This is a genomic window from Streptomyces violaceoruber (assembly GCF_033406955.1).
In the GTDB taxonomy this organism is placed as follows: Bacteria; Actinomycetota; Actinomycetes; order Streptomycetales; family Streptomycetaceae; genus Streptomyces; species Streptomyces violaceoruber.
On the sequence record NZ_CP137734.1, the window covers coordinates 5,148,020 to 5,169,501 of the forward strand.

Here is a 21,482-nt window from a genome sequence, read left to right on the forward strand (position 1 = left end):
CCGCGCACCCGCGCATCCGAACGAACGCCCCGGCGATCGGAGACCTGCCGCCATGCTCGACGAATCGCTCCTCGACGCCCCGGAGCGCCTCACCCAGGCCGACCGCCGCGGCCTGCTCCGCGGCGCCGCCGAGGCCGGTGCCCGCGTCCGCACCGCCGCCCGGCACGCCGCCGAAGCCGGCGTCGGCAACCTCAAGCCGGACGGCCGCCCCCGCGCCGTACTGATCGCAGGGCCCGGCGCCGCCGCCACCCACGCCGCCGACCTCCTCGGCACCCTCGCCGGGGCGGGCAGCCCCGTCACCCGCCTCGCCCCCACCGGCGTCGCCCCCGCCGCGGGCGCCCTGCGCTGGGAACTGCCCGGCTGGGCCGGCTCCGTGGACCTCCTGCTGATCGCCACACCCGACGGCGCCGAGCCTGGCCTGTCCCTCCTCGCCGAACAGGCCTACCGCAGGGGCTGCACGGTCGTCGCCGTCGCCCCCGCCCGCTCCCCGCTCAACGACGCGGTGAGCGCCTCCCGCGGCCTGTTCATCCCGATGGCGACCGCCCCCTACGACCACGACGAGCCCCTCGCCGGCGCCGCCCCCGGCGTCCTGTGGGCGCTGCTCACGCCGCTCCTCGCCCTGCTGGACCGCACCGGCCTGCTCGAGGCGCCGCCCGAGGCCATCGACAAGGTCGCCGACCGCCTCGACCAGATCGCCGAACGCTGCGGGCCCGCCATCGTGACCTACAGCAACCCCGCCAAGACCCTGGCGTCCGAACTGGCCGAGACCCTCCCCGTCGTCTGGACCGAGGGCACCTCCGCCGGACCCGCGGGCCGCCGCTTCGCGGCCGCCCTCGCCGAACTGGCCGGCACCCCCGCGGTCGTCGCCGACCTGCCCGAGGCGCTCGCCGCGCACAACGCACTGCTCGCCGGCCGGCTCGCCGCCGGCGCCGACCCCGACGACTTCTTCCGCGACCGCGTCGACGAACCGCCCGCCCTCCACGCGCGCGTGGTCCTCCTGCGCGACCGCCCCAGCGGCGGTCTCACGGCCGCTCCCAACGCCCGCGACCTGGCCCTCGGCCACGACACACCGATCAGCGAGCTGGAACCGGAGGAGGGCGGCGAACTGGAGACCCTCGCCGAACTGATCGCCATCACGGATTTCGCCGCCGTCTACCTGGCGCTCGCCTCGGGAGCCTGACCCCGGCACACCATCGCCCACGCACCCGCACGCACCGGCAGAGAGAGCCCATGGACCGCCTCGACAACACCGTCCGCCCCTACGCCTGGGGTTCCACCACCGCGATCCCGACCCTGCTCGGGACCGAGCCGACCGGCGAACCGCAGGCGGAGATGTGGATGGGCGCCCACCCCGGCGCCCCCTCCCGCACCGGCCGGGGCACCCTCGCCGAGGTCGTCGACGCCGACCCCGAGAAGGAACTGGGCGCCGCGTCCGTGGCCAGGTTCGGCCCCCGGCTGCCCTTCCTCCTCAAGCTCCTCGCCGCCGGCGCCCCGCTCTCCCTCCAGGTCCACCCCGACCTCGCCCAGGCCAGGGCCGGTTACGAGGACGAGGAGCGCCGCGGCGTCCCCCTGGACGCCCCGCACCGCAACTACAAGGACGCCAACCACAAGCCCGAACTGGTCTGCGCCCTCACCGACTTCGACGGCCTGTGCGGCTTCCGCGCCCCGGCCGAGACGGCCGACCTGCTCGACGGCCTGGGCGTCGCCTCCCTCAAGCCGTACGTCGACCTGCTGCGCGCCCACCCCGAGGACGCCGCCCTGCGCGAGGTCCTCACCGCGATCCTCACCGCCGACCCCGAGGAGATGTCCCACACCGTCACCGAGACCGCGGCCGCCTGCGACCGCCTCGGCGGCGCCTACCGGCCGTACGCCGACATCGCCCACCACTACCCGGGCGACCCCGGCGTCCTCGCCGCGATGCTCCTCAACCACGTCCGGCTCCAGCCCGGCGAGGCCCTCTACCTCGGCGCCGGCATCCCCCACGCCTACCTCAACGGCCTCGGCGTCGAGATCATGGCCAACTCCGACAACGTCCTGCGCTGCGGGCTCACCCCCAAGCACGTCGACGTCCCCGAACTCCTGCGCATCGTCCGCTTCGAGGCCGGCGACCCCGGCATCCTGCGCCCGGAGGCGTCCCCCGACGGCGAAGAGGTCTACGACACCCCGATCGACGAGTTCCGCCTGAGCCGCTACGTCCTGCCCGAGGGCGCCGGCGCCCACGACCTGACCCTGCCCACCCCGCAGATCCTGCTCTGCACGGCGGGCACCGTACGAGCGGGCGAACACGAACTGGCCCCCGGCCGCTCCGTCTTCGTACCGGCGCACGAAAAGGCCGAAGTGTCCGGAACCGGCACGCTCTTCCGGGCCACCGTGCGCGTCTGACCCGCGCCCGACGGGGCATCCGGCACGTCGGGGCCCGCGCGGGCTGCAACAATGGCGCACCGCAAAGGCGGGGCAAAGCCGGCCACAGTTGAAGGCGAAGGGACAACGCGACACATGAGCGCGTCAGGCGGTACCAAGGCGATCGTGGCGGCACTGCTCGCCAACCTCTCGATCGCGGTGGCGAAATTCGTGGCGTTCCTCTTCAGCGGATCGTCGTCGATGCTCGCCGAGTCCGTGCACTCCCTCGCCGACTCCGGCAACCAGGGCCTGCTGCTCCTGGGCGGCAAGCGCGCCCAGCGCGAGGCCACCCCGCAACACCCCTTCGGCTTCGGCCGCGAGCGCTACATCTACGCCTTCCTCGTCTCCATCGTGCTCTTCTCCGTCGGCGGCATGTTCGCCCTCTACGAGGGCTACGAGAAGATCAAGCACCCGCACGAACTGGAGCACTGGTACTGGCCGGTGGGCGTCCTGGTCTTCGCGATCATCGCCGAGGGGTTCTCCTTCCGGACCGCCATCAAGGAGTCCAACCCGCTGCGCGGCAAGAAGTCCTGGAAGGAGTTCGTCCGCCACGCCAAGGCCCCGGAGCTGCCGGTCGTCCTCCTGGAGGACCTCGGCGCCCTGGTCGGCCTGATCCTCGCTCTCGGCGGCGTCGGCCTCGCCCTGCTCACCGGCGACGGCGTCTGGGACGGCATCGGCACCCTGTGCATCGGCATCCTGCTCATCCTGATCGCGCTGGTCCTCGCCGCCGAGACCAAGTCCCTGCTGCTCGGCGAGGCCGCAGGCGTCGAGGCGGTCCAGCAGATCGAGGCCGCGGTCGTCGCCGGCGACACCGTCACCGGCATCATCCACATGCGCACCCTCCACCTCGGCCCCGAGGAACTGCTCGTCGCCGCCAAGATCGCCGTCCGGCACGACGGCACGGCCACGGAGATCGCCTCCGCGATCGACGCCGCCGAGTCCCGGATCCGCGAGGCGGTCCCGATCGCCCGCGTCATCTACCTGGAACCGGACATCTACAGCGAGGCCGAGGCCGCCAAGGGCCCCGACCCCGAGGCGACCCCCGGCGGCCCGACCGCCCCGCCCGCGGCCCACTGACCGCCGCCCGCCCTCACCCTGTGTGAACGTCCGGAAGTGTTCGGAGGCGGACTGGGGACGGCGGGCGCCCGCGGTGTAGCTTGGGACGGAGCCAGACGTCGCTGCTGATGGCGGTCGGGCGGTCCAGGACGGGCCGGCCGAGGGAGAGAGGGCCTCCGACGGACTGCGCTGCGCGTACGCGGGCATGCCTGTGTCCTCTTCTGGGCACCCCTGTGTCCGCCGCCGCGCAGGTCAGCCGTACCCACCTCGACCCAACCCGAGGAGCAGCCCGTAATGACGACTGTCGACAACCGACAGGACTTCAAGGTCGCCGACCTCTCCCTGGCCGCGTTCGGCCGCAAGGAGATCACCCTCGCCGAGCACGAGATGCCCGGCCTCATGGCGATCCGCAAGGAGTACGCCGAGGCCCAGCCGCTCGCCGGCGCCCGCGTCACCGGCTCCCTGCACATGACCGTGCAGACCGCCGTGCTCATCGAGACCCTCGTCGCCCTCGGCGCCGAGGTCCGCTGGGCCTCCTGCAACATCTTCTCCACCCAGGACCACGCGGCCGCCGCCATCGCCGTCGGCCCGAACGGCACGCCCGACAACCCGCAGGGCGTCCCCGTCTTCGCCTGGAAGGGCGAGACCCTCGAGGAGTACTGGTGGTGCACGGAGCAGGCGCTGACCTGGCCGAACACCCCCACCGGCGGCCCGAACATGATCCTGGACGACGGCGGTGACGCCACCCTCCTCGTCCACAAGGGCGTCGAGTACGAGAAGGACGGCAAGGTCCCCTCGGTCGACACCGCCGAGTCCGACGAGCACCGCGTCATCCTCGAACTCCTCACCCGCACGGTCGGCGAGAGCCCGCAGAAGTGGACCCAGCTGGCGTCCGAGATCCGCGGTGTCACCGAGGAGACCACGACCGGCGTCCACCGCCTGTACGAGATGCACCGCGACGGCACCCTGCTGTTCCCGGCGATCAACGTCAACGACGCGGTCACCAAGTCGAAGTTCGACAATAAGTACGGCTGCCGCCACTCCCTGATCGACGGCATCAACCGCGCCACCGACGTCCTGATCGGCGGCAAGACCGCCGTCGTCTGCGGCTACGGCGACGTCGGCAAGGGCTGCGCGGAGTCCCTGCGCGGCCAGGGCGCCCGCGTGATCATCACCGAGATCGACCCGATCTGCGCCCTGCAGGCGGCGATGGACGGCTTCCAGGTCACCACGCTGGACGAGGTCGTCGACAAGGCCGACATCTTCGTCACCACGACCGGCAACAAGGACATCATCATGGCCAAGGACATGGCCAAGATGAAGCACCAGGCCATCGTCGGCAACATCGGCCACTTCGACAACGAGATCGACATGGCCGGCCTCGCCCAGACCCCCGGCATCGTCAAGGACGAGGTCAAGCCGCAGGTCCACACCTGGACCTACCCCGACGGCAAGGTGCTCATCGTCCTCTCCGAGGGCCGCCTGCTGAACCTGGGCAACGCCACCGGCCACCCGTCGTTCGTGATGTCCAACTCCTTCGCGGACCAGACCCTGGCCCAGATCGAGCTGTTCACCAAGCCCGACGAGTACCCGACCGACGTCTACGTGCTGCCCAAGCACCTGGACGAGAAGGTCGCCCGGCTCCACCTCGACTCCCTCGGCGTCAAGCTGACCACGCTCCGCCCGGAGCAGGCCGACTACATCGGCGTCAAGGTCGAGGGCCCCTACAAGGCGGACCACTACCGCTACTGAGTCACCGGTTCCTCCGAGGCAGGCCCCCGCACCCCCGTGCCGGGGGCCTGCCCCATTGGCGCCGCGGCCGCATCAGCGGCCGGACCAGCCCGTCACCACCCAGGACACCCATGCCCCGCGGCCGTTATTCGCTCCACGATCCGCACGACCACACCCCCCTCGCAGAAGAACACTTCCAATGCGCCCCCGGCCCCTCCGGCTGGCGCTACGCCTCCCGGCTGACCACGCCCACCGGGGACCACCAAGGCTCGGTCGACCTCGCCATCGACGAACTCGGCCGCCCCATCCGCCTCGAACTGCACGCCGCCGACTGGCAGGTCCGCGGTGCCGCCATCGACGGCGTCACCTGGGTCCGGACCGACCCCACCGGAATCCACGCCACCGAAGGCAATGCGCGCGCCCACGCCTTCACCGGCACCTCCCCGGCCTTCCTCGTCGCCGTCGCCCGTCTCCTGCGCCTCACCCCCTCGGAATCAGCCACCCGCGTACGCCTCGTCGCCCTCACCGATCCGGTCCTCGCCCCCCGCACGGTGGACCAGTCCTGGGCCTTGCTGAACAGAGAAGCACACGCCACTGACAACGGCCCCCTCACCGTGGACGAATACCAGGTCACAGCCCTGGACACGGGCGAGCAGTACGCCGTGCACATCGCCGGCGACGTCGTGCTCGCGGCCCCCGGGATCGAGCTGGAGGACCTGGAGACACCACCGTCCGTGTTCCCGTGAGCGGCCCGGACGGGTCCTGCCTACGCCGGCGGCACGAACCCGGTTCCCGGGCGGCGGTCCGGCGGCACGTCCCGCGGCACCTCGAGGCCGCCACCAGGTGACGGCGCGGGCGGCGGGGCAGTCGGCGGAGCGGTCGGCACAGGTGGCGGGGCTGTCGGTACAGCCGGCCGGGCGGGCGGCGCGGGAGCCACGGGCACCGCCCAGGCAGCCGTCCCCTCCGCCGAAGCGCCGCCGAACGCCCGCCGGGCCTCCCGGGCCTGCCGTTCCTGCAGCACCGCCGCCAGATACGCGGGCGGCGGCACCTCCCGCGGCACCGGAGCCCCCGTACGGGCCGCCACGTTCGCGGCGAGCCGCTCGGCCATGGCCCAGCCGACCCGCGGATCCAGCTGCCCCATCCGCGCCAGGTACTGACGGACGGCAAGCCACAGATCGTCGGGCACCGCGGACAGGTCGAGTCCCGAGAACCGGCCCGCCAGCCAGGGCGGAGGCGGCGGCATGAAGCCCGCCGACGAGAACGGCACCCTCTCCCGCACGACGAGCGTGCCCGCGAACACGTCGCCGAGCCGCCGTCCCCGCGCCGACACCAGCGAGGCGACACAAGCGATGACGCCGAGCGTCATGAGGATCTCGATCACCCCGATCAAGCCCCGCACCAACGAGTGCCGGAACCGGATCGGCCCGCCGTCGTCCCGTACCACCCGCAGCCCGCAGGCCATCTTCCCGAGCGAGCGCCCGTGGCTCAGCGTCTCGACGGCGATCGGCCCACCGACCAGTACGAGGACGAAGGTCGCGATCGACAGCGCGGTCTGGGCGGCCACGTCCAAGGACGCGGTGGCCACCATCAGCGCGATGGTCACCGCCACATAGACGGCCACGGCCACCGCCAGATCGAGCAGGACGGCCAGTGCCCTGCTGGGCAGCCTCGCGGGGCGCAGCTCCAGCGCCACGGCCTCGCCCGTCACCAGCTCGCTCACGCCCGCCGTCCTTCCCCTGGCTGCCCCCGTCCCCGCCAGTCTGCCAAGCTGAGGACGCACCGCGCCGCAGTACGACAAGCTGATCCACGACGAGCCGCTGACGATAGCCGAGGAGCAGGCACACCGATGGACCTCGACGTCTTCGTCTCCGCCCACCGCGCGGAGTGGGACCGCCTCGACGCCCTCCTCCGGCGCCGACGCCGCCTGACCGGTCCGGAGACGGACGAACTCGTCGCCCTCTACCAGCGCACGGCCACCCACCTGTCCCTGATCCAGTCCAGCGCGCCCGATCCCCAGCTGACCGGACGTCTCAGCCAACTGGTGGCCCGCGCGCGCAGTGTCGTGACAGGCACCCGACGCGCCTCCTGGCGCGACGTCACCCGGTTCCTGACCCAGCAGTTCCCCGCGGCCGTCTACCGCGCCCGCCACTGGTGGGTCCCCACCGCCCTCCTGTCGACCGCCGTCGCGGCCCTCCTGGGCTGGTGGATCGGCACCCACCCGGAGGTGCAGTCCACCATCGCCGCCCCGAGCGAACTGCGCGAGCTCACCCGCCCCGGCGGCCAGTACGAGACGTACTACTCGAGCAACCCGGCGGCCTCGTTCGCCGCACAGGTGTGGACGAACAACGCCTGGGCCGCCGCGCTCTGCCTCATCCTCGGCGTCTTCCTGGGACTGCCCGTCATCTGGATCCTCTTCCAGAACATGCTCAACCTGGGTGTCGGCTTCGGCCTGATGTCGTCGGCCGGCCGCCTCGACACCTTCCTCGGCCTGGTCCTCCCGCACGGTCTGCTCGAACTGACGGCGGTGTTCGTCGCCGCGGGCACCGGTCTGCGCCTGGGCTGGACCCTGATCGACCCAGGTCCTCGCACGCGGCGCATCGCCCTCGCCGAGGAGGGCCGCGCCGCCATCGGCATGGCGGTCGGCCTGGCCCTCGTCCTCTTCGTGTCCGGCGCCATCGAAGGTTTCGTCACCCCGTCGGGCCTGCCCACCTGGGCCCGCATCACCATCGGCGTCCTCGCCGAGCTGGCCTTCCTGGCCTACGTCTACGTTCTGGGCGGCCGAGCCGTTCGCGACGGCGAGACGGGTGACGTCGAGGCCGCCGAACGCAGCGCCACGGTGCCAACGGCCGCCTGATGTGCATCCACCCCTGGCGAGCTGCTAGTGTCCTCTTCGTTCCCGCAAGAGCCGTTGACACGGAGCGAGCGGGGAGGTAGATTCGAACAGTTGCCTGGAGACGGGTTCACCCCAGAGGGCAACAGTGAACATCTACCAGCTTCTCCGAATCAGCGAATTCGACGAAGCACTCTCCCGATGAATCGGAAACGAAGGCCGGTAAGACCGGCTCGAAAGTTCTGATAAAGTCGGAACCGCCGGAAAGGGAAACGCGAAAGCGGGAACCTGGAAAGCACCGAGGAAATCGGATCGGAAAGATCTGATAGAGTCGGAAACGCAAGACCGAAGGGAAGCGCCCGGAGGAAAGCCCAAGAGAGTCTCTTGGGTGAGTACAAAGGAAGCGTCCGTTCCTTGAGAACTCAACAGCGTGCCAAAAGTCAACGCCAGATATGTTGATACCCCGACCTGATCGGATCTCCGTTCGGGTTGAGGTTCCTTTGAAGTAACACAACAGCGAGGACGCTGTGAACGGTCGGATTATTCCTCCGACTGTTCCGCTCTCGTGGTGTCACCCGATTACGGGTAAACATTCACGGAGAGTTTGATCCTGGCTCAGGACGAACGCTGGCGGCGTGCTTAACACATGCAAGTCGAACGATGAACCACTTCGGTGGGGATTAGTGGCGAACGGGTGAGTAACACGTGGGCAATCTGCCCTTCACTCTGGGACAAGCCCTGGAAACGGGGTCTAATACCGGATACTGACCCTCGCAGGCATCTGCGAGGTTCGAAAGCTCCGGCGGTGAAGGATGAGCCCGCGGCCTATCAGCTTGTTGGTGAGGTAATGGCTCACCAAGGCGACGACGGGTAGCCGGCCTGAGAGGGCGACCGGCCACACTGGGACTGAGACACGGCCCAGACTCCTACGGGAGGCAGCAGTGGGGAATATTGCACAATGGGCGAAAGCCTGATGCAGCGACGCCGCGTGAGGGATGACGGCCTTCGGGTTGTAAACCTCTTTCAGCAGGGAAGAAGCGAAAGTGACGGTACCTGCAGAAGAAGCGCCGGCTAACTACGTGCCAGCAGCCGCGGTAATACGTAGGGCGCAAGCGTTGTCCGGAATTATTGGGCGTAAAGAGCTCGTAGGCGGCTTGTCACGTCGGTTGTGAAAGCCCGGGGCTTAACCCCGGGTCTGCAGTCGATACGGGCAGGCTAGAGTTCGGTAGGGGAGATCGGAATTCCTGGTGTAGCGGTGAAATGCGCAGATATCAGGAGGAACACCGGTGGCGAAGGCGGATCTCTGGGCCGATACTGACGCTGAGGAGCGAAAGCGTGGGGAGCGAACAGGATTAGATACCCTGGTAGTCCACGCCGTAAACGGTGGGCACTAGGTGTGGGCAACATTCCACGTTGTCCGTGCCGCAGCTAACGCATTAAGTGCCCCGCCTGGGGAGTACGGCCGCAAGGCTAAAACTCAAAGGAATTGACGGGGGCCCGCACAAGCGGCGGAGCATGTGGCTTAATTCGACGCAACGCGAAGAACCTTACCAAGGCTTGACATACACCGGAAAGCATCAGAGATGGTGCCCCCCTTGTGGTCGGTGTACAGGTGGTGCATGGCTGTCGTCAGCTCGTGTCGTGAGATGTTGGGTTAAGTCCCGCAACGAGCGCAACCCTTGTCCCGTGTTGCCAGCAAGCCCTTCGGGGTGTTGGGGACTCACGGGAGACCGCCGGGGTCAACTCGGAGGAAGGTGGGGACGACGTCAAGTCATCATGCCCCTTATGTCTTGGGCTGCACACGTGCTACAATGGCCGGTACAATGAGCTGCGATACCGCAAGGTGGAGCGAATCTCAAAAAGCCGGTCTCAGTTCGGATTGGGGTCTGCAACTCGACCCCATGAAGTCGGAGTCGCTAGTAATCGCAGATCAGCATTGCTGCGGTGAATACGTTCCCGGGCCTTGTACACACCGCCCGTCACGTCACGAAAGTCGGTAACACCCGAAGCCGGTGGCCCAACCCCTTGTGGGAGGGAGCTGTCGAAGGTGGGACTGGCGATTGGGACGAAGTCGTAACAAGGTAGCCGTACCGGAAGGTGCGGCTGGATCACCTCCTTTCTAAGGAGCACATAGCCGACTGCAGGCAAATGTCCTGCACGGTTGCTCATGGGTGGAACGTTGACTACTCGGCACACTTGATCCTGATCTTCTCGTCAGTACTGCTTCGGCGTGGAACACGAGTAAGGGAAGGCAAGGGTGTCGGGCACGCTGTTGGGTATCTGAGGGTACGGCCGTGAGGTCGCCTTCAGTTGCCGGCCCCGGTAAAAATCCGCGTGAGTGGGTTGTGACGGGTGGTTGGTCGTTGTTTGAGAACTGCACAGTGGACGCGAGCATCTGTGGCCAAGTTTTTAAGGGCGCACGGTGGATGCCTTGGCACCAGGAACCGATGAAGGACGTGGGAGGCCACGATAGGCCCCGGGGAGTCGTCAACCAGGCTTTGATCCGGGGGTGTCCGAATGGGGAAACCCGGCAGTCGTCATGGGCTGTCACCCGCTGCTGAACACATAGGCAGTGTGGAGGGAACGCGGGGAAGTGAAACATCTCAGTACCCGCAGGAAGAGAAAACAACCGTGATTCCGGGAGTAGTGGCGAGCGAAACCGGATGAGGCCAAACCGTATACGTGTGAGACCCGGCAGGGGTTGCGTGTGCGGGGTTGTGGGATCTCTCTTTTACGGTCTGCCGGCCGTGAGACGAGTCAGAAACCGTTGATGTAGGCGAAGGACATGCGAAAGGTCCGGCGTAGAGGGTAAGACCCCCGTAGTCGAAACGTCAACGGCTCGTTTGAGAGACACCCAAGTAGCACGGGGCCCGAGAAATCCCGTGTGAATCTGGCGGGACCACCCGCTAAGCCTAAATATTCCCTGGTGACCGATAGCGGATAGTACCGTGAGGGAATGGTGAAAAGTACCGCGGGAGCGGAGTGAAATAGTACCTGAAACCGTGTGCCTACAAGCCGTGGGAGCGTCGGGATGGAGCTTGCTCCATCCTCGTGACTGCGTGCCTTTTGAAGAATGAGCCTGCGAGTTTGCGGTGTGTTGCGAGGTTAACCCGGGTGGGGAAGCCGTAGCGAAAGCGAGTCCGAATAGGGCGTTTTTAGTAGCACGCTCAAGACCCGAAGCGGAGTGATCTAGCCATGGGCAGGTTGAAGCGGCTGTAAGAGGTCGTGGAGGACCGAACCCACCAGGGTTGAAAACCTGGGGGATGACCTGTGGTTAGGGGTGAAAGGCCAATCAAACTCCGTGATAGCTGGTTCTCCCCGAAATGCATTTAGGTGCAGCGTCGTGTGTTTCTTGCCGGAGGTAGAGCACTGGATAGGCGATGGGCCCTACCGGGTTACTGACCTTAGCCAAACTCCGAATGCCGGTAAGTGAGAGCGCGGCAGTGAGACTGTGGGGGATAAGCTCCATGGTCGAGAGGGAAACAGCCCAGAGCATCGACTAAGGCCCCTAAGCGTACGCTAAGTGGGAAAGGATGTGGAGTCGCACAGACAACCAGGAGGTTGGCTTAGAAGCAGCCACCCTTGAAAGAGTGCGTAATAGCTCACTGGTCTAGTGATTCCGCGCCGACAATGTAGCGGGGCTCAAGCGTACCGCCGAAGTCGTGTCATTGCAGCAATACGGCCAACGCCGGCTGTGATGGGTAGGGGAGCGTCGTGTGCCGGGTGAAGCAGCCGCGGAAGCGAGTTGTGGACGGTTCACGAGTGAGAATGCAGGCATGAGTAGCGATACAAACGTGAGAAACGTTTGCGCCGATTGACTAAGGGTTCCTGGGTCAAGCTGATCTGCCCAGGGTAAGTCGGGACCTAAGGCGAGGCCGACAGGCGTAGTCGATGGATAACCGGTTGATATTCCGGTACCCGCTGTGAAGCGTCAAACATCGAGCATCGTGATGCTAAGGCCGTGAAGCCGCCCTGATCTCTTCGGAGTTGAGGGGAGTGGTGGAGCCGCCGAACCAAGCGGTTAGTAGGTGAGTGATGGGGTGACGCAGGAAGGTAGTCCATCCCGGGCGGTGGTTGTCCCGGGGTAAGGGTGTAGGCCGGTGTGTAGGTAAATCCGCACACCTTGTGGCTGAGACCTGATGCCGAGCCGATTGTGGTGAAGTGGATGATCCTATGCTGTCGAGAAAAGCCTCTAGCGAGTTTCATGGCGGCCCGTACCCTAAACCGACTCAGGTGGTCAGGTAGAGAATACCGAGGCGTTCGGGTGAACTATGGTTAAGGAACTCGGCAAAATGCCCCCGTAACTTCGGGAGAAGGGGGGCCACACCTGGTGACGAGTTTTGCACTCTGAGCTGGGGGTGGCCGCAGAGACCAGCGAGAAGCGACTGTTTACTAAAAACACAGGTCCGTGCGAAGCCGTAAGGCGATGTATACGGACTGACGCCTGCCCGGTGCTGGAACGTTAAGGGGACCGGTTAGTCACATTTCGGTGTGGCGAAGCTGAGAACTTAAGCGCCAGTAAACGGCGGTGGTAACTATAACCATCCTAAGGTAGCGAAATTCCTTGTCGGGTAAGTTCCGACCTGCACGAATGGCGTAACGACTTCTCGACTGTCTCAACCATAGGCCCGGTGAAATTGCACTACGAGTAAAGATGCTCGTTTCGCGCAGCAGGACGGAAAGACCCCGGGACCTTTACTACAGTTTGATATTGGTGTTCGGTTCGGCTTGTGTAGGATAGCTGGGAGACTTTGAAGCTCGCACGCCAGTGTGGGTGGAGTCGTCGTTGAAATACCAGTCTGGTCGTGCTGGATGTCTAACCTGGGTCCGTGATCCGGATCAGGGACAGTGTCTGATGGGTAGTTTAACTGGGGCGGTTGCCTCCTAAAGAGTAACGGAGGCGCCCAAAGGTTCCCTCAGCCTGGTTGGCAATCAGGTGTTGAGTGTAAGTGCACAAGGGAGCTTGACTGTGAGACCGACGGGTCGAGCAGGGACGAAAGTCGGGACTAGTGATCCGGCGGTGGCTTGTGGAAGCGCCGTCGCTCAACGGATAAAAGGTACCCCGGGGATAACAGGCTGATCTTCCCCAAGAGTCCATATCGACGGGATGGTTTGGCACCTCGATGTCGGCTCGTCGCATCCTGGGGCTGGAGTCGGTCCCAAGGGTTGGGCTGTTCGCCCATTAAAGCGGTACGCGAGCTGGGTTTAGAACGTCGTGAGACAGTTCGGTCCCTATCCGCTGTGCGCGTAGGAGTCTTGAGAAGGGCTGTCCCTAGTACGAGAGGACCGGGACGGACGAACCTCTGGTGTGCCAGTTGTCCTGCCAAGGGCATGGCTGGTTGGCTACGTTCGGGAGGGATAACCGCTGAAAGCATCTAAGCGGGAAGCCTGCTTCGAGATGAGGACTCCCACCCCCTTGAGGGGTTAAGGCTCCCAGTAGACGACTGGGTTGATAGGCCGGATCTGGAAGCACCGTGAGGTGTGGAGGTGACCGGTACTAATAGGCCGAGGGCTTGTCCTCAGTTGCTCGCGTCCACTGTGTTGGTTCTGAAACCACGAACAACCCCATGTGCCACACATGGTGCGGTTGAGTGTTTCATAGTATTTCGGTGGTCATAGCGTAGGGGAAACGCCCGGTTACATTTCGAACCCGGAAGCTAAGCCTTACAGCGCCGATGGTACTGCAGGGGGGACCCTGTGGGAGAGTAGGACGCCGCCGAACAATTATTGCTGGGAGACCCCGCACCGGGAACGGTGCGGGGTTTTCTGCGTTCAGGGATCTTTGAAACGGGAGTGAACCGGGCGGGGCCACAAGGCCCCGCCTTTTTCTATAGGCGCCCTGCGGCTTTGAGTTCCAGGTAGGCGTCCGCGAGTGCCGGAGGAAGCTCGTCCGGGGTCGCGTCGACGACCGTGACGCCGTGCCGGCGGAGCTGGTCGGCGATGTGGCGGCGCTCCGACTGGGCCTGTGCGGCCGCCGCGGCCTCGTACACGGCATCCGTGTGGCCGCGGGCTTCGGCCATGGCGGAGATGTGCGGGTCGGCCACCGAGGCCACGAGGACCGTGTGGCGCTGGGTCAGCTGTGGCAGGACGGGGAGCAGACCTTCTTCGATCGGGGCCGCGTCGAGCGTCGTGAACAGGACGATCAGGGACCGGCGGGGTGCCGACCGGAGAGCGGTGGCGGTGAGACCGCGCGCGTCGGTCTCCACCAGCTCGGGCTCCAGGCTTGCCATGGCGTTGACCAGGGAGGGAAGGAGGTCGCCCGCGGTGCGGCCCTGGAGCAGGGCGCGTACCCGGCGGTCGTAGGCGAGGAGGTCGACGCGGTCGCCCGCGCGGGAGGCCAGGGCGGCGAGGAGCAGGGCGGCGTCCATCGAGGCGTCCAGGCGCGGCGCGTCTCCCACGCGACCGGCCGACGTACGGCCGGTGTCGAGGACGAGCAGGATGTGCCGGTCGCGTTCGGGGCGCCAGGTGCGCACGGCGACAGTGGAGTGCCGGGCCGTCGCGCGCCAGTCGATGGAACGGGTGTCGTCGCCCGGGACGTACTCGCGCAGGCTGTCGAACTCCGTGCCCTCGCCGCGAGTGAGGACGCTGGTACGGCCGTCGAGTTCGCGGAGCCGCGACAGCTTGGAGGGGAGGTGCTTGCGGCTGGTGAACGGGGGGAGGACACGGACGGTCCAGGGGACCCGGTGGGTGCCCTGGCGGGTGAGGAGGCCCAGGGGGCCGTACGACCGGATCGTGATGCGGTCCGCCTGGCGGTCGCCGCGGCGGGTGGGACGCAGGCGGGTGGTCACCCGGCGGCGTTCGCCGACGGGCACTGTGAGGCTGTGACGGGAGGCCGCCGTCTCCGTGCCGGGCTGCCAGCTGCTGGGCGGCCAGGCGTCGCGCAGGCGGGCCCGGAGCGGGCGGCCCGAGGGGTTGGTGACCGTCAGGGTCACGTCGGCGGTGTCGCCCAGACGGGCGGAGGTGTCCCCGGAGCGGGTGAGACCGAGGCGGCGTACGGGGGCGGCCAGGGCGAAGTCGCAGGCGCAGGCCGCTGCCAGCGGGGCGTTGACCGCGAGGATGCCGGTCCAGCTGGGGTCCCAGATGCCGACCGGGACGGAGGCCAGGGCCGCGATGAGCGCGGCGCGTCCGGTGAGTGCCATCAGCGGGGAACGGGGACGTGGGCGAGGATCGCGTTGATGACCGAGTCCGCGGTCACGCCCTCCATCTCGGCCTCCGGGCGGAGCTGGACGCGGTGCCGGAGGGTCGGGAGGGCCAGGGCCTTCACGTCGTCGGGGGTGACGTAGTCGCGGCCCGTGAGCCAGGCCCACGCGCGGGCGGTCGACAGCAGTGCCGTGGCGCCGCGTGGGGAGACGCCGAGGGTGAGCGACGGCGACTCACGTGTGGCACGGCAGATGTCGACGACGTAGGCCGTGATCTCCGGGGAGACGGTCGTCTTGGCGGCCTCCGCGCGGGCGGCCTCCAGGTCGGCGGCGCTCGCGACGGGGCGTACGCCGGCGGCGCGCAGGTCGCGCGGATTGAAGCCGGCCGCGTGCCGGGTGAGGACGTCGATCTCGTCCTGGCGGGTGGGCAGGGGGACGGTGAGTTTGAGGAGGAAGCGGTCCAGCTGAGCTTCCGGGAGGGGATGGGTGCCCTCGTACTCGACCGGGTTCTGGGTGGCCGCGACGAGGAAGGGCTCGGGGAGCAGGCGGGGCGTGCCGTCCACCGTGACCTGGCGTTCCTCCATGGCTTCGAGGAGAGAGGACTGGGTCTTCGGGGGCGTGCGGTTGATCTCGTCGGCGAGGAGGAGGTTGGTGAAGACCGGGCCCGGCTGGAAGGAGAACTCGGTGGTGCGGGCGTCGTAGACCAGGGAGCCGGTGACGTCGCTCGGCATCAGGTCGGGGGTGAACTGGACGCGTTTGGTGTCGAGTTCGGTGGCCGCGGCGAGGGTGCGGACGAGCAGTGTCTTGGCGACCCCGGGGACGCCTTCGAGGAGGACGTGACCGCGGCAGAGCAGGGCTACGACGAGACCGGTCACGGCGGCGTCCTGGCCGACCACGGCCTTGGCGATCTCGGCGCGCAGGGCTTCGAGGGCGGCGCGGGCGTTGCCCGGGGCCGCGCTCTGCCCGGCGTTGTCAGTGGTCGGGTCCATCATGGACGGCGTACCTCTCTTTCGAGGGCGTCGAGTTGGTCGGCGAGTGCGATGAGGGCCGTGTCGTCGCCGGGCGGCGGGCCGAAGAGGAGGGTGTGCAAGGTCTGTCCGTCGCCGTGCGCACCGTGGAGGTGGGCGGACAGGGCGGGGAGCAGGGACTCGGGCGAGTCTGCCTGGGCGACGGGGACGCCTACGAGAGGGGCGAGGCGGGTGCGGGTGGCGGAGCGAAGAGCGGTGGCGGCGCGATCGCGGGCGTTCGCCTTGCGGTAGAGGCGGGCGCGGCCTTCGACGGTTTCGGAGGCGCGGATCGCGACGGGGAGTTTCTCGGGCACCAGGGGGCCGAGTCGGCGTGCCCGCCACAGGGCGGCGAGGGCGGCGGCGATGAAGAGTTGGAGGGCGCCCCAGAGCCAGCCGGACGGGAGCAGGTCGAAGAAACCGCGTTCGTCGTCCGGGTCCGGGAGGTCGGAGAGGGAGGGGAGGTACCAGACCAGGTGGTCGCGAGAGCCGAGGAGTTGGAGGGCGAGCGAGGCGTTGCCGTGCTCGTCGAGGTGGTTGTTGAAGAGGATGTCGCGGGCGCCGAGGACGACGGTGTCGCCCGGGGCGGCCTCCGCGGACGCCTTCGTGGACGGGTCGGGGATGCGCAGGAGGGTGGCCAGGCGCCGGCTGGGGTAGCAGGCGTCGGCTTCGAGGTGGGTGCTGTAGCGGATGCCGCCCGTGTCGGCGTTCCCCGCGCGCCGTGCGGCGGGCAGGTCGCAGGCGGGGGCCAGCGTCGAGTCGACGCTGAGCGCGGGGTCGGCGGTGACGCCGGGGGCGAGGCGTTCGACGGCTGCGCCGCCGGGGGCGATCAGGACGGTGCGGCCACCGGAGCCGGACGTCGCCGAGTGCAGTCCCGTCTGCTGGCGTTCCGTCAGGAGGTCGGGCACGGCGACCAGCAGGGTGGTGTCCGGGCCGGCAGCGGCCCGAGCTTCGTCCAGGGTGGTGACCACGCGCGTGGAGACCCCCCGGTCGGCGAGGAGTTCGGCGACGGCGCGGCTGCCGTAGGGGTCGGCGGAGCGCGGGTCGAGTTCTCCGTGCCGGGCGTCGGAGCGGACGACCGCGATGGCGACGGCGCCGACGAGCAGCAGCACGAGGGCGAGTGCGATGCCCCGCGCGCGGGTCCACACCTGGCGGGCGGTGGGCGAGGCCGCGGTGGTGGGGAGCGTGGCCTCGGTGGTCATTCGGCGGCTCCCCGGCGGGTGTCCCGGTCCGTGGCATCGTCCGTGCGGCTGCCGCCCGTGCTGCTCACCAGGTGCGGCTTGCTGCGGTCCAGGTCGTGGTCGAGTTCGGTGAGGTGCCGGTACGACTCTTCGCTGCCGGGCCGGCCGCCGTATGCGACGTCGTCGAAGTCCCGTGCGGCGGCGCGCAGCCGGTCCTTGTGGTCCGGGAGGGACCGGCCGGCCTCGGTGGCTGCCTCGTCGGCGGTGCGGCCGGGGCGGATGTCGAGCAGGGCGCGTTCCTCGAGGGCGCGGACGACGGCCCGCATGCGTTCCTGGACGGCCTGGTTCCAGTGTCCTTGGGCGGCGTGTGCCTGGGCGGCGGCGCGGTGGTCGGCGGCGCTGCGGGGGCGGTCGTCGAAGAGGGTGGGGGCGGAGACGGGTCCGCGGCGCGGGGTGCCCAGGCGCCACCAGAGGGCGCCCAGCGCCGCCAGGACGGCCACGACGACGACCACCAGGCCCAGGGTGCCCCCGGGTGTCGCGGTGGACGCCTTGCTGAACAGCTCCTCGACCCAGTTCCAGAAGGCGTTCAGGGCCCGCTGGAACCAGCTGGGGTCGTTCTCGTGGTACATCCGCTTGGACAGCTCGCGCCGCGCGGCGTCCCGTGCGGGGTCGCGCGGGATCGTCACCGGCGGTTCGTCGCCGGAGCGCGACACCGTCCGTGCGGCGGTGCGGGCCAGCACCTCCGTGAGAACTCCCCCCGCCGGACTCACCCCGTCAGCTCCCCGGGACCGCGCCGGAGGCACCGGAGCCCTGCGGTCCGGAGCCCTGAGTTCCGGCGGCGCGGGCCAGTTCGAGGTCGAGGGCCTCGCGGCGGATGCGCTGGTCGATGTAGAGCAGCACGGTCACGCCCGCCGTGATCGGGAAGGTGATCATGGAGCCGATCACCGAGCCGATGCCGCTGACGACGAGGAACGTCCAGCCGAGGTCGCCGGTGCCGTCCAGGAAGCCGCCGACGCCGTCGCCGCCGAGGGTCGCGGCGAGGAAGGCGAAGGGGATCACGATGATCGACGCGACGACGTTGGCGATGACCGTGGCGAGCAGTTGGATGCCGAAGACGCGCCACCAGGAGCCGCGCACCAGCTTCACCGAGCGGCCCATCGCCTTCTTGATGCCCTGCTTCTCCAGCATCAGCGCGGGGGACGCCAGCGAGAAGCGGACCATGAGCCAGACCGCGACGACGCCGCCCGCCAGGAAGCCCAGGGCGGTCAGGGCCACTCCGGCCTCGCCGCCCGCGGTGGCGGTGACGAGGAGACCGGGTGTCATACCGGCCGTGACGAGTCCGGCGACGATGAGGAGCAGCAGGAGGATCAGGCCGAACAGCTTCAGCACCTGGGGGCGGGCGTCGCGCCAGGCCTCGCCGGTGGTCACCGGCCTGCCGAGTACGGCGCGGCTGGTGACGGTGGTGAGCAGGGCCGTGGCCAGGACGGTGCCGATCAGGGAGATCAGGAAGACGACCCCCGAGTTGATCGTGGTCTCGGCCAGCGCGTCGCCGAGTTCGCTCAGGGTGGCGTCGGGGTCGTTGAGGGCCTCGCTGCCGGTGTCGTCCAGGACGAGGCCCTGGAGCAGCACGACGATGACCTCGGTGAAGATGGCGACGGTCAGGGAGATGCCGAGGACGGTGCGCCAGTAGGTGCGCATGGTGGAGACGGCGCCGTCGAGGATCTCGCCGACGCCGAGCGGGCGGAGCGGGATCACGCCGGGCTTGGCCGCCGGCGGGGGGCCGCCCCAGCCGCTTCCCCAGCCGCCGGGTCCACCGGGGGCGCCGTAGCCGCCGTGGCCCCTGCCCGGGCCGCCGTGGCCTCCGTAGCCGCCTCCGGGGGGTCCGGGTGGCGGGGTGCCCCAGCCCGGGCCGGGCGGTGGAGGAGGCGGGGCCTGGCCGCGGTCCGCGGGGCCGGTGGGAGCGGACCACTGGCCGGGGGGCGGCTGCTCCTTGGACCACTTCGTGCCGGGGCTCGTCGGTTCCGCATCCGGCCGGTCCGCGGGCGGCGCGGGCTGGTCGGGACCGGCGGGGCGGTCGGCGGGTCCGGCGGGGCCGGACGCGCCGGGCTCGTGCCCGTCGGACGGGGCGGATCCGGGCGATGCCCAGCCCGGAGTGTCGTTCATCGTCGCTCCTTCACGGTGCGCGTCCGCGGTCGCGGCGGCGGGTTGGCAGCCATCGTGCCATGGGGGCGTCGGGTGCGGACCGGGCGCGGTAGGGGCTGCGCACCTTCAATTGTCCGTCGTACAGGGGGCAGACTGACCGCATGGCTGATCAGGACGCGCGAAACGGCGAGGACAAGCGGCCGACCGGGATACCGGCCCTTCGCTGGGAGGAACCCCCCGAGGGCCCGGTGCTGGTGCTGCTGGACCAGACCAGGTTGCCGGCCGAGGAGGTCGAGCTGGTCTGCACGGACCCGGCCGCGCTGGTGGAGGCGATCCGCTCGCTCGCCGTGCGCGGGGCACCGCTGCTGGGCATCGCGGGCGGCTACGGCGTCGCGCTCGCCGCCGTACGGGGCTTCGAGGTCGAGGAGGCCGCGGCGGCGCTGGCGGGGGCGCGCCCGACCGCGGTGAACCTCGCCGTCGGGGTGCGCCGGGCGCAGGCCGCACACCGGGAGGCGCTCGCCAGGACCGGTGACACCCGGCAGGCCGCCCGGGCGGCGCTGGCCGCGGCAAGGGCGCTGCACCGGGAGGACACCGAGGCCAGCGCCCGGATGGCCGCGCACGGACTCGCGCTGCTCGACGAGCTGCTGCCCGCCGGAGGACACCGCGTCCTCACGCACTGCAACACCGGTTCGCTGGTGTCGGGCGGCGAGGGGACCGCCTTCGCGGTGGCGCTCGCGGCGCACCGGTCGGGACGGCTGCGACGCCTGTGGGTGGACGAAACGCGTCCCTTGCTGCAAGGTGCTCGCCTGACGGCATACGAGGCGGCCCGCAACGACATGGCGTACACCTTGCTCACCGACAACGCGGCGGGTTCGCTGTTCGCGGCGGGTGAGGTGGACGCGGTACTGATCGGTGCGGACCGCATCGCGGCCGACGGTTCGGTGGCGAACAAGGTGGGGAGCTATCCGCTCGCGGTGCTCGCGCGGTACCACCATGTGCCGTTCGTCGTGGTGGCTCCGGTCACGACGGTGGATCCGGACACGCCGGACGGGGCGTCCATCGAAGTGGAGCAGCGCCCCGGATATGAAGTGACCGAGATCACAGCACCTCAGGTGCCGGTGGCGGGAGCGGGAGGCGGGATTCCGGTGGCACCCCTGGGGACCCAGGCGTACAACCCGGCGTTCGATGTGACTCCGCCCGAACTGGTGACGGCGATCGTCACCGAGGAGGGTGTGGTTTCGCCCGTGACCACCGAGGCCCTGGCCTCGCTGTGTGCCAGGTCACGCCAGGTAACGATTAGCTAATGGGATGATGTCGTTTATGAAGGGACGAGTCCTTGTCGTCGACGACGACACCGCACTGGCCGAGATGCTCGGCATTGTGCTGCGTGGTGAGGGTTTTGAGCCGTCTTTCGTAGCCGACGGCGACAAGGCGCTGGCCGCCTTCCGGGAGACCAAGCCGGACCTGGTGCTGCTCGACCTGATGCTGCCCGGACGGGACGGCATCGAGGTGTGCCGCCTGATCAGGGCGGAGTCGGGTGTGCCGATCGTGATGCTGACGGCGAAGAGCGACACCGTCGACGTCGTGGTGGGTCTGGAGTCGGGCGCCGACGACTACATCGTGAAGCCGTTCAAGCCGAAGGAGCTGGTGGCCCGGATCCGGGCGCGGCTGCGGAGGTCGGAGGAACCGGCGCCGGAGCAGCTCGCCATAGGCGACCTGGTCATCGACGTGGCCGGTCACTCCGTGAAGCGGGACGGGCAGTCGATCGCGCTGACGCCGCTGGAGTTCGACCTGCTGGTCGCGCTGGCCCGCAAGCCGTGGCAGGTGTTCACGCGCGAGGTGCTCCTCGAGCAGGTCTGGGGCTACCGGCACGCCGCCGACACCCGCCTGGTCAACGTGCACGTCCAGCGGCTGCGCTCCAAGGTCGAGAAGGACCCGGAGAAGCCGGAGATCGTCGTGACCGTCCGCGGCGTCGGCTACAAGGCCGGACCGAGCTGAC

14 protein-coding genes and 3 rRNA genes are annotated in these 21,482 nt (G+C 68.8%); 11 read left to right on the forward strand and 6 right to left on the reverse strand.

From position 1 onward, the window contains the following. Nucleotides 1-52: 52 nt before the first annotated feature. The 5 genes from R2E43_RS23045 to R2E43_RS23065 all read left to right on the forward strand — a co-directional run bounded on the left by R2E43_RS23045 (nt 53) and on the right by R2E43_RS23065 (nt 5,933). Nucleotides 53-1,180 (forward strand): SIS domain-containing protein, encoded by a 1,128-nt coding sequence (locus tag R2E43_RS23045; RefSeq protein WP_003975785.1) that lies wholly within the window; start codon nt 53-55, stop codon nt 1,178-1,180. 50 nt (nt 1,181-1,230) lie between these two features. Next, entirely contained in the window at nt 1,231-2,382 is a 1,152-nt protein-coding gene (gene manA / locus R2E43_RS23050) for a mannose-6-phosphate isomerase, class I (protein ID WP_003975786.1), read from the forward strand. Between the two features lie 114 nt (nt 2,383-2,496). After that, a complete protein-coding gene (locus R2E43_RS23055; RefSeq protein WP_003975787.1) occupies nt 2,497-3,477 on the forward strand; it encodes a cation diffusion facilitator family transporter in 981 nt (326 codons plus the stop codon). Nucleotides 3,478-3,750: 273 nt separating this feature from the next. Then, on the forward strand, nt 3,751-5,208 hold the full coding sequence (ahcY, locus tag R2E43_RS23060; RefSeq protein WP_003975788.1) for an adenosylhomocysteinase: 1,458 nt from the start codon (nt 3,751-3,753) through the stop codon (nt 5,206-5,208). 110 nt (nt 5,209-5,318) lie between these two features. After that, nucleotides 5,319-5,933 (forward strand): hypothetical protein, encoded by a 615-nt coding sequence (locus R2E43_RS23065; protein WP_326652136.1) that lies wholly within the window; start codon nt 5,319-5,321, stop codon nt 5,931-5,933. Between the two features lie 20 nt (nt 5,934-5,953). Here the strand turns inward: R2E43_RS23065 and R2E43_RS23070 are convergent, their stop codons facing one another. Further along, nucleotides 5,954-6,907 (reverse strand): RDD family protein, encoded by a 954-nt coding sequence (locus R2E43_RS23070; protein WP_326652138.1) that lies wholly within the window; start codon nt 6,905-6,907, stop codon nt 5,954-5,956. Between the two features lie 126 nt (nt 6,908-7,033). On the opposite strand from R2E43_RS23070, the gene R2E43_RS23075 reads away from it, so the two are divergent. The 4 genes from R2E43_RS23075 (at nt 7,034) to rrf (ending at nt 13,739) form a co-directional block, all read left to right on the forward strand. Then, on the forward strand, nt 7,034-8,041 hold the full coding sequence (locus R2E43_RS23075; protein WP_003975791.1) for a stage II sporulation protein M: 1,008 nt from the start codon (nt 7,034-7,036) through the stop codon (nt 8,039-8,041). Between the two features lie 568 nt (nt 8,042-8,609). Then, nucleotides 8,610-10,136: ribosomal RNA gene (locus R2E43_RS23080) — 16S ribosomal RNA — on the forward strand. Between the two features lie 280 nt (nt 10,137-10,416). Next, nucleotides 10,417-13,538: ribosomal RNA gene (locus R2E43_RS23085) — 23S ribosomal RNA — on the forward strand. Nucleotides 13,539-13,622: 84 nt separating this feature from the next. Then, nucleotides 13,623-13,739: ribosomal RNA gene (rrf, locus tag R2E43_RS23090) — 5S ribosomal RNA — on the forward strand. Together the 16S, 23S and 5S rRNA genes form the textbook arrangement of a ribosomal RNA operon. A 106-nt stretch (nt 13,740-13,845) precedes the next feature. On the opposite strand, the gene R2E43_RS23095 is transcribed toward rrf, so the two are convergent. Genes R2E43_RS23095 through R2E43_RS23115 form a run of 5 tightly spaced genes read right to left on the reverse strand, consistent with a single transcriptional unit; the run spans nt 13,846 to nt 19,504 of the window. Next, on the reverse strand, nt 13,846-15,156 hold the full coding sequence (locus tag R2E43_RS23095; RefSeq protein WP_030865599.1) for a DUF58 domain-containing protein: 1,311 nt from the start codon (nt 15,154-15,156) through the stop codon (nt 13,846-13,848). Continuing rightward, complete coding sequence (locus R2E43_RS23100; protein WP_332056523.1) at nt 15,156-16,148, reverse strand: AAA family ATPase; 993 nt, start codon at nt 16,146-16,148, stop codon at nt 15,156-15,158. The genes R2E43_RS23095 and R2E43_RS23100 overlap by 1 nt, the downstream gene beginning before the upstream one ends. After that, nucleotides 16,145-17,362 (reverse strand): DUF4350 domain-containing protein, encoded by a 1,218-nt coding sequence (locus tag R2E43_RS23105; RefSeq protein ID WP_332056524.1) that lies wholly within the window; start codon nt 17,360-17,362, stop codon nt 16,145-16,147. The genes R2E43_RS23100 and R2E43_RS23105 overlap by 4 nt, the downstream gene beginning before the upstream one ends. Further along, nucleotides 17,359-18,081 carry a DUF4129 domain-containing protein gene (locus R2E43_RS23110; RefSeq protein ID WP_332056525.1) on the reverse strand — a complete coding sequence of 241 codons (723 nt, stop codon included), beginning with the start codon at nt 18,079-18,081 and terminating at the stop codon, nt 17,359-17,361. Before R2E43_RS23110 ends, R2E43_RS23105 begins: the two co-directional genes overlap by 4 nt. 34 nt (nt 18,082-18,115) lie before the next feature. Beyond that, nucleotides 18,116-19,504, reverse strand: coding sequence for a glycerophosphoryl diester phosphodiesterase membrane domain-containing protein (locus tag R2E43_RS23115; protein WP_003975797.1), 1,389 nt, complete (start codon nt 19,502-19,504; stop codon nt 18,116-18,118). A 140-nt stretch (nt 19,505-19,644) separates the two neighbouring features. On the opposite strand from R2E43_RS23115, the gene mtnA reads away from it, so the two are divergent. Both mtnA and mtrA read left to right on the forward strand, forming a co-directional pair. Next, a complete protein-coding gene (mtnA, locus tag R2E43_RS23120; RefSeq protein WP_003975798.1) occupies nt 19,645-20,787 on the forward strand; it encodes an S-methyl-5-thioribose-1-phosphate isomerase in 1,143 nt (380 codons plus the stop codon). Between the two features lie 4 nt (nt 20,788-20,791). After that, nucleotides 20,792-21,481: a two-component system response regulator MtrA gene (gene mtrA, locus R2E43_RS23125; protein WP_003975799.1), complete on the forward strand. Its 690-nt coding sequence runs from the start codon at nt 20,792-20,794 to the stop codon at nt 21,479-21,481. Nucleotide 21,482 lies beyond the last annotated feature (1 nt).

Excerpts from the sequence above, each read along its gene's own strand:
- R2E43_RS23045 (WP_003975785.1), top strand. The coding sequence starts at position 53 with ATGCTCGACGAATCGCTCCTCGACGCCCCGGAGCGCCTCACCCAGGCC.
- manA (WP_003975786.1), top strand. The coding sequence starts at position 1,231 with ATGGACCGCCTCGACAACACCGTCCGCCCCTACGCCTGGGGTTCCACC.
- R2E43_RS23055 (WP_003975787.1), top strand. The coding sequence starts at position 2,497 with ATGAGCGCGTCAGGCGGTACCAAGGCGATCGTGGCGGCACTGCTCGCC.
- ahcY (WP_003975788.1), top strand. The coding sequence starts at position 3,751 with ATGACGACTGTCGACAACCGACAGGACTTCAAGGTCGCCGACCTCTCC.
- R2E43_RS23065 (WP_326652136.1), top strand. The coding sequence starts at position 5,319 with ATGCCCCGCGGCCGTTATTCGCTCCACGATCCGCACGACCACACCCCC.
- R2E43_RS23075 (WP_003975791.1), top strand. The coding sequence starts at position 7,034 with ATGGACCTCGACGTCTTCGTCTCCGCCCACCGCGCGGAGTGGGACCGC.
- R2E43_RS23095 (WP_030865599.1), bottom strand. The coding sequence starts at position 15,156 with ATGGCACTCACCGGACGCGCCGCGCTCATCGCGGCCCTGGCCTCCGTC.
- R2E43_RS23100 (WP_332056523.1), bottom strand. The coding sequence starts at position 16,148 with ATGATGGACCCGACCACTGACAACGCCGGGCAGAGCGCGGCCCCGGGC.
- R2E43_RS23105 (WP_332056524.1), bottom strand. The coding sequence starts at position 17,362 with ATGACCACCGAGGCCACGCTCCCCACCACCGCGGCCTCGCCCACCGCC.
- R2E43_RS23115 (WP_003975797.1), bottom strand. The coding sequence starts at position 19,504 with ATGAACGACACTCCGGGCTGGGCATCGCCCGGATCCGCCCCGTCCGAC.
- mtnA (WP_003975798.1), top strand. The coding sequence starts at position 19,645 with ATGGCTGATCAGGACGCGCGAAACGGCGAGGACAAGCGGCCGACCGGG.
- mtrA (WP_003975799.1), top strand. The coding sequence starts at position 20,792 with ATGATGTCGTTTATGAAGGGACGAGTCCTTGTCGTCGACGACGACACC.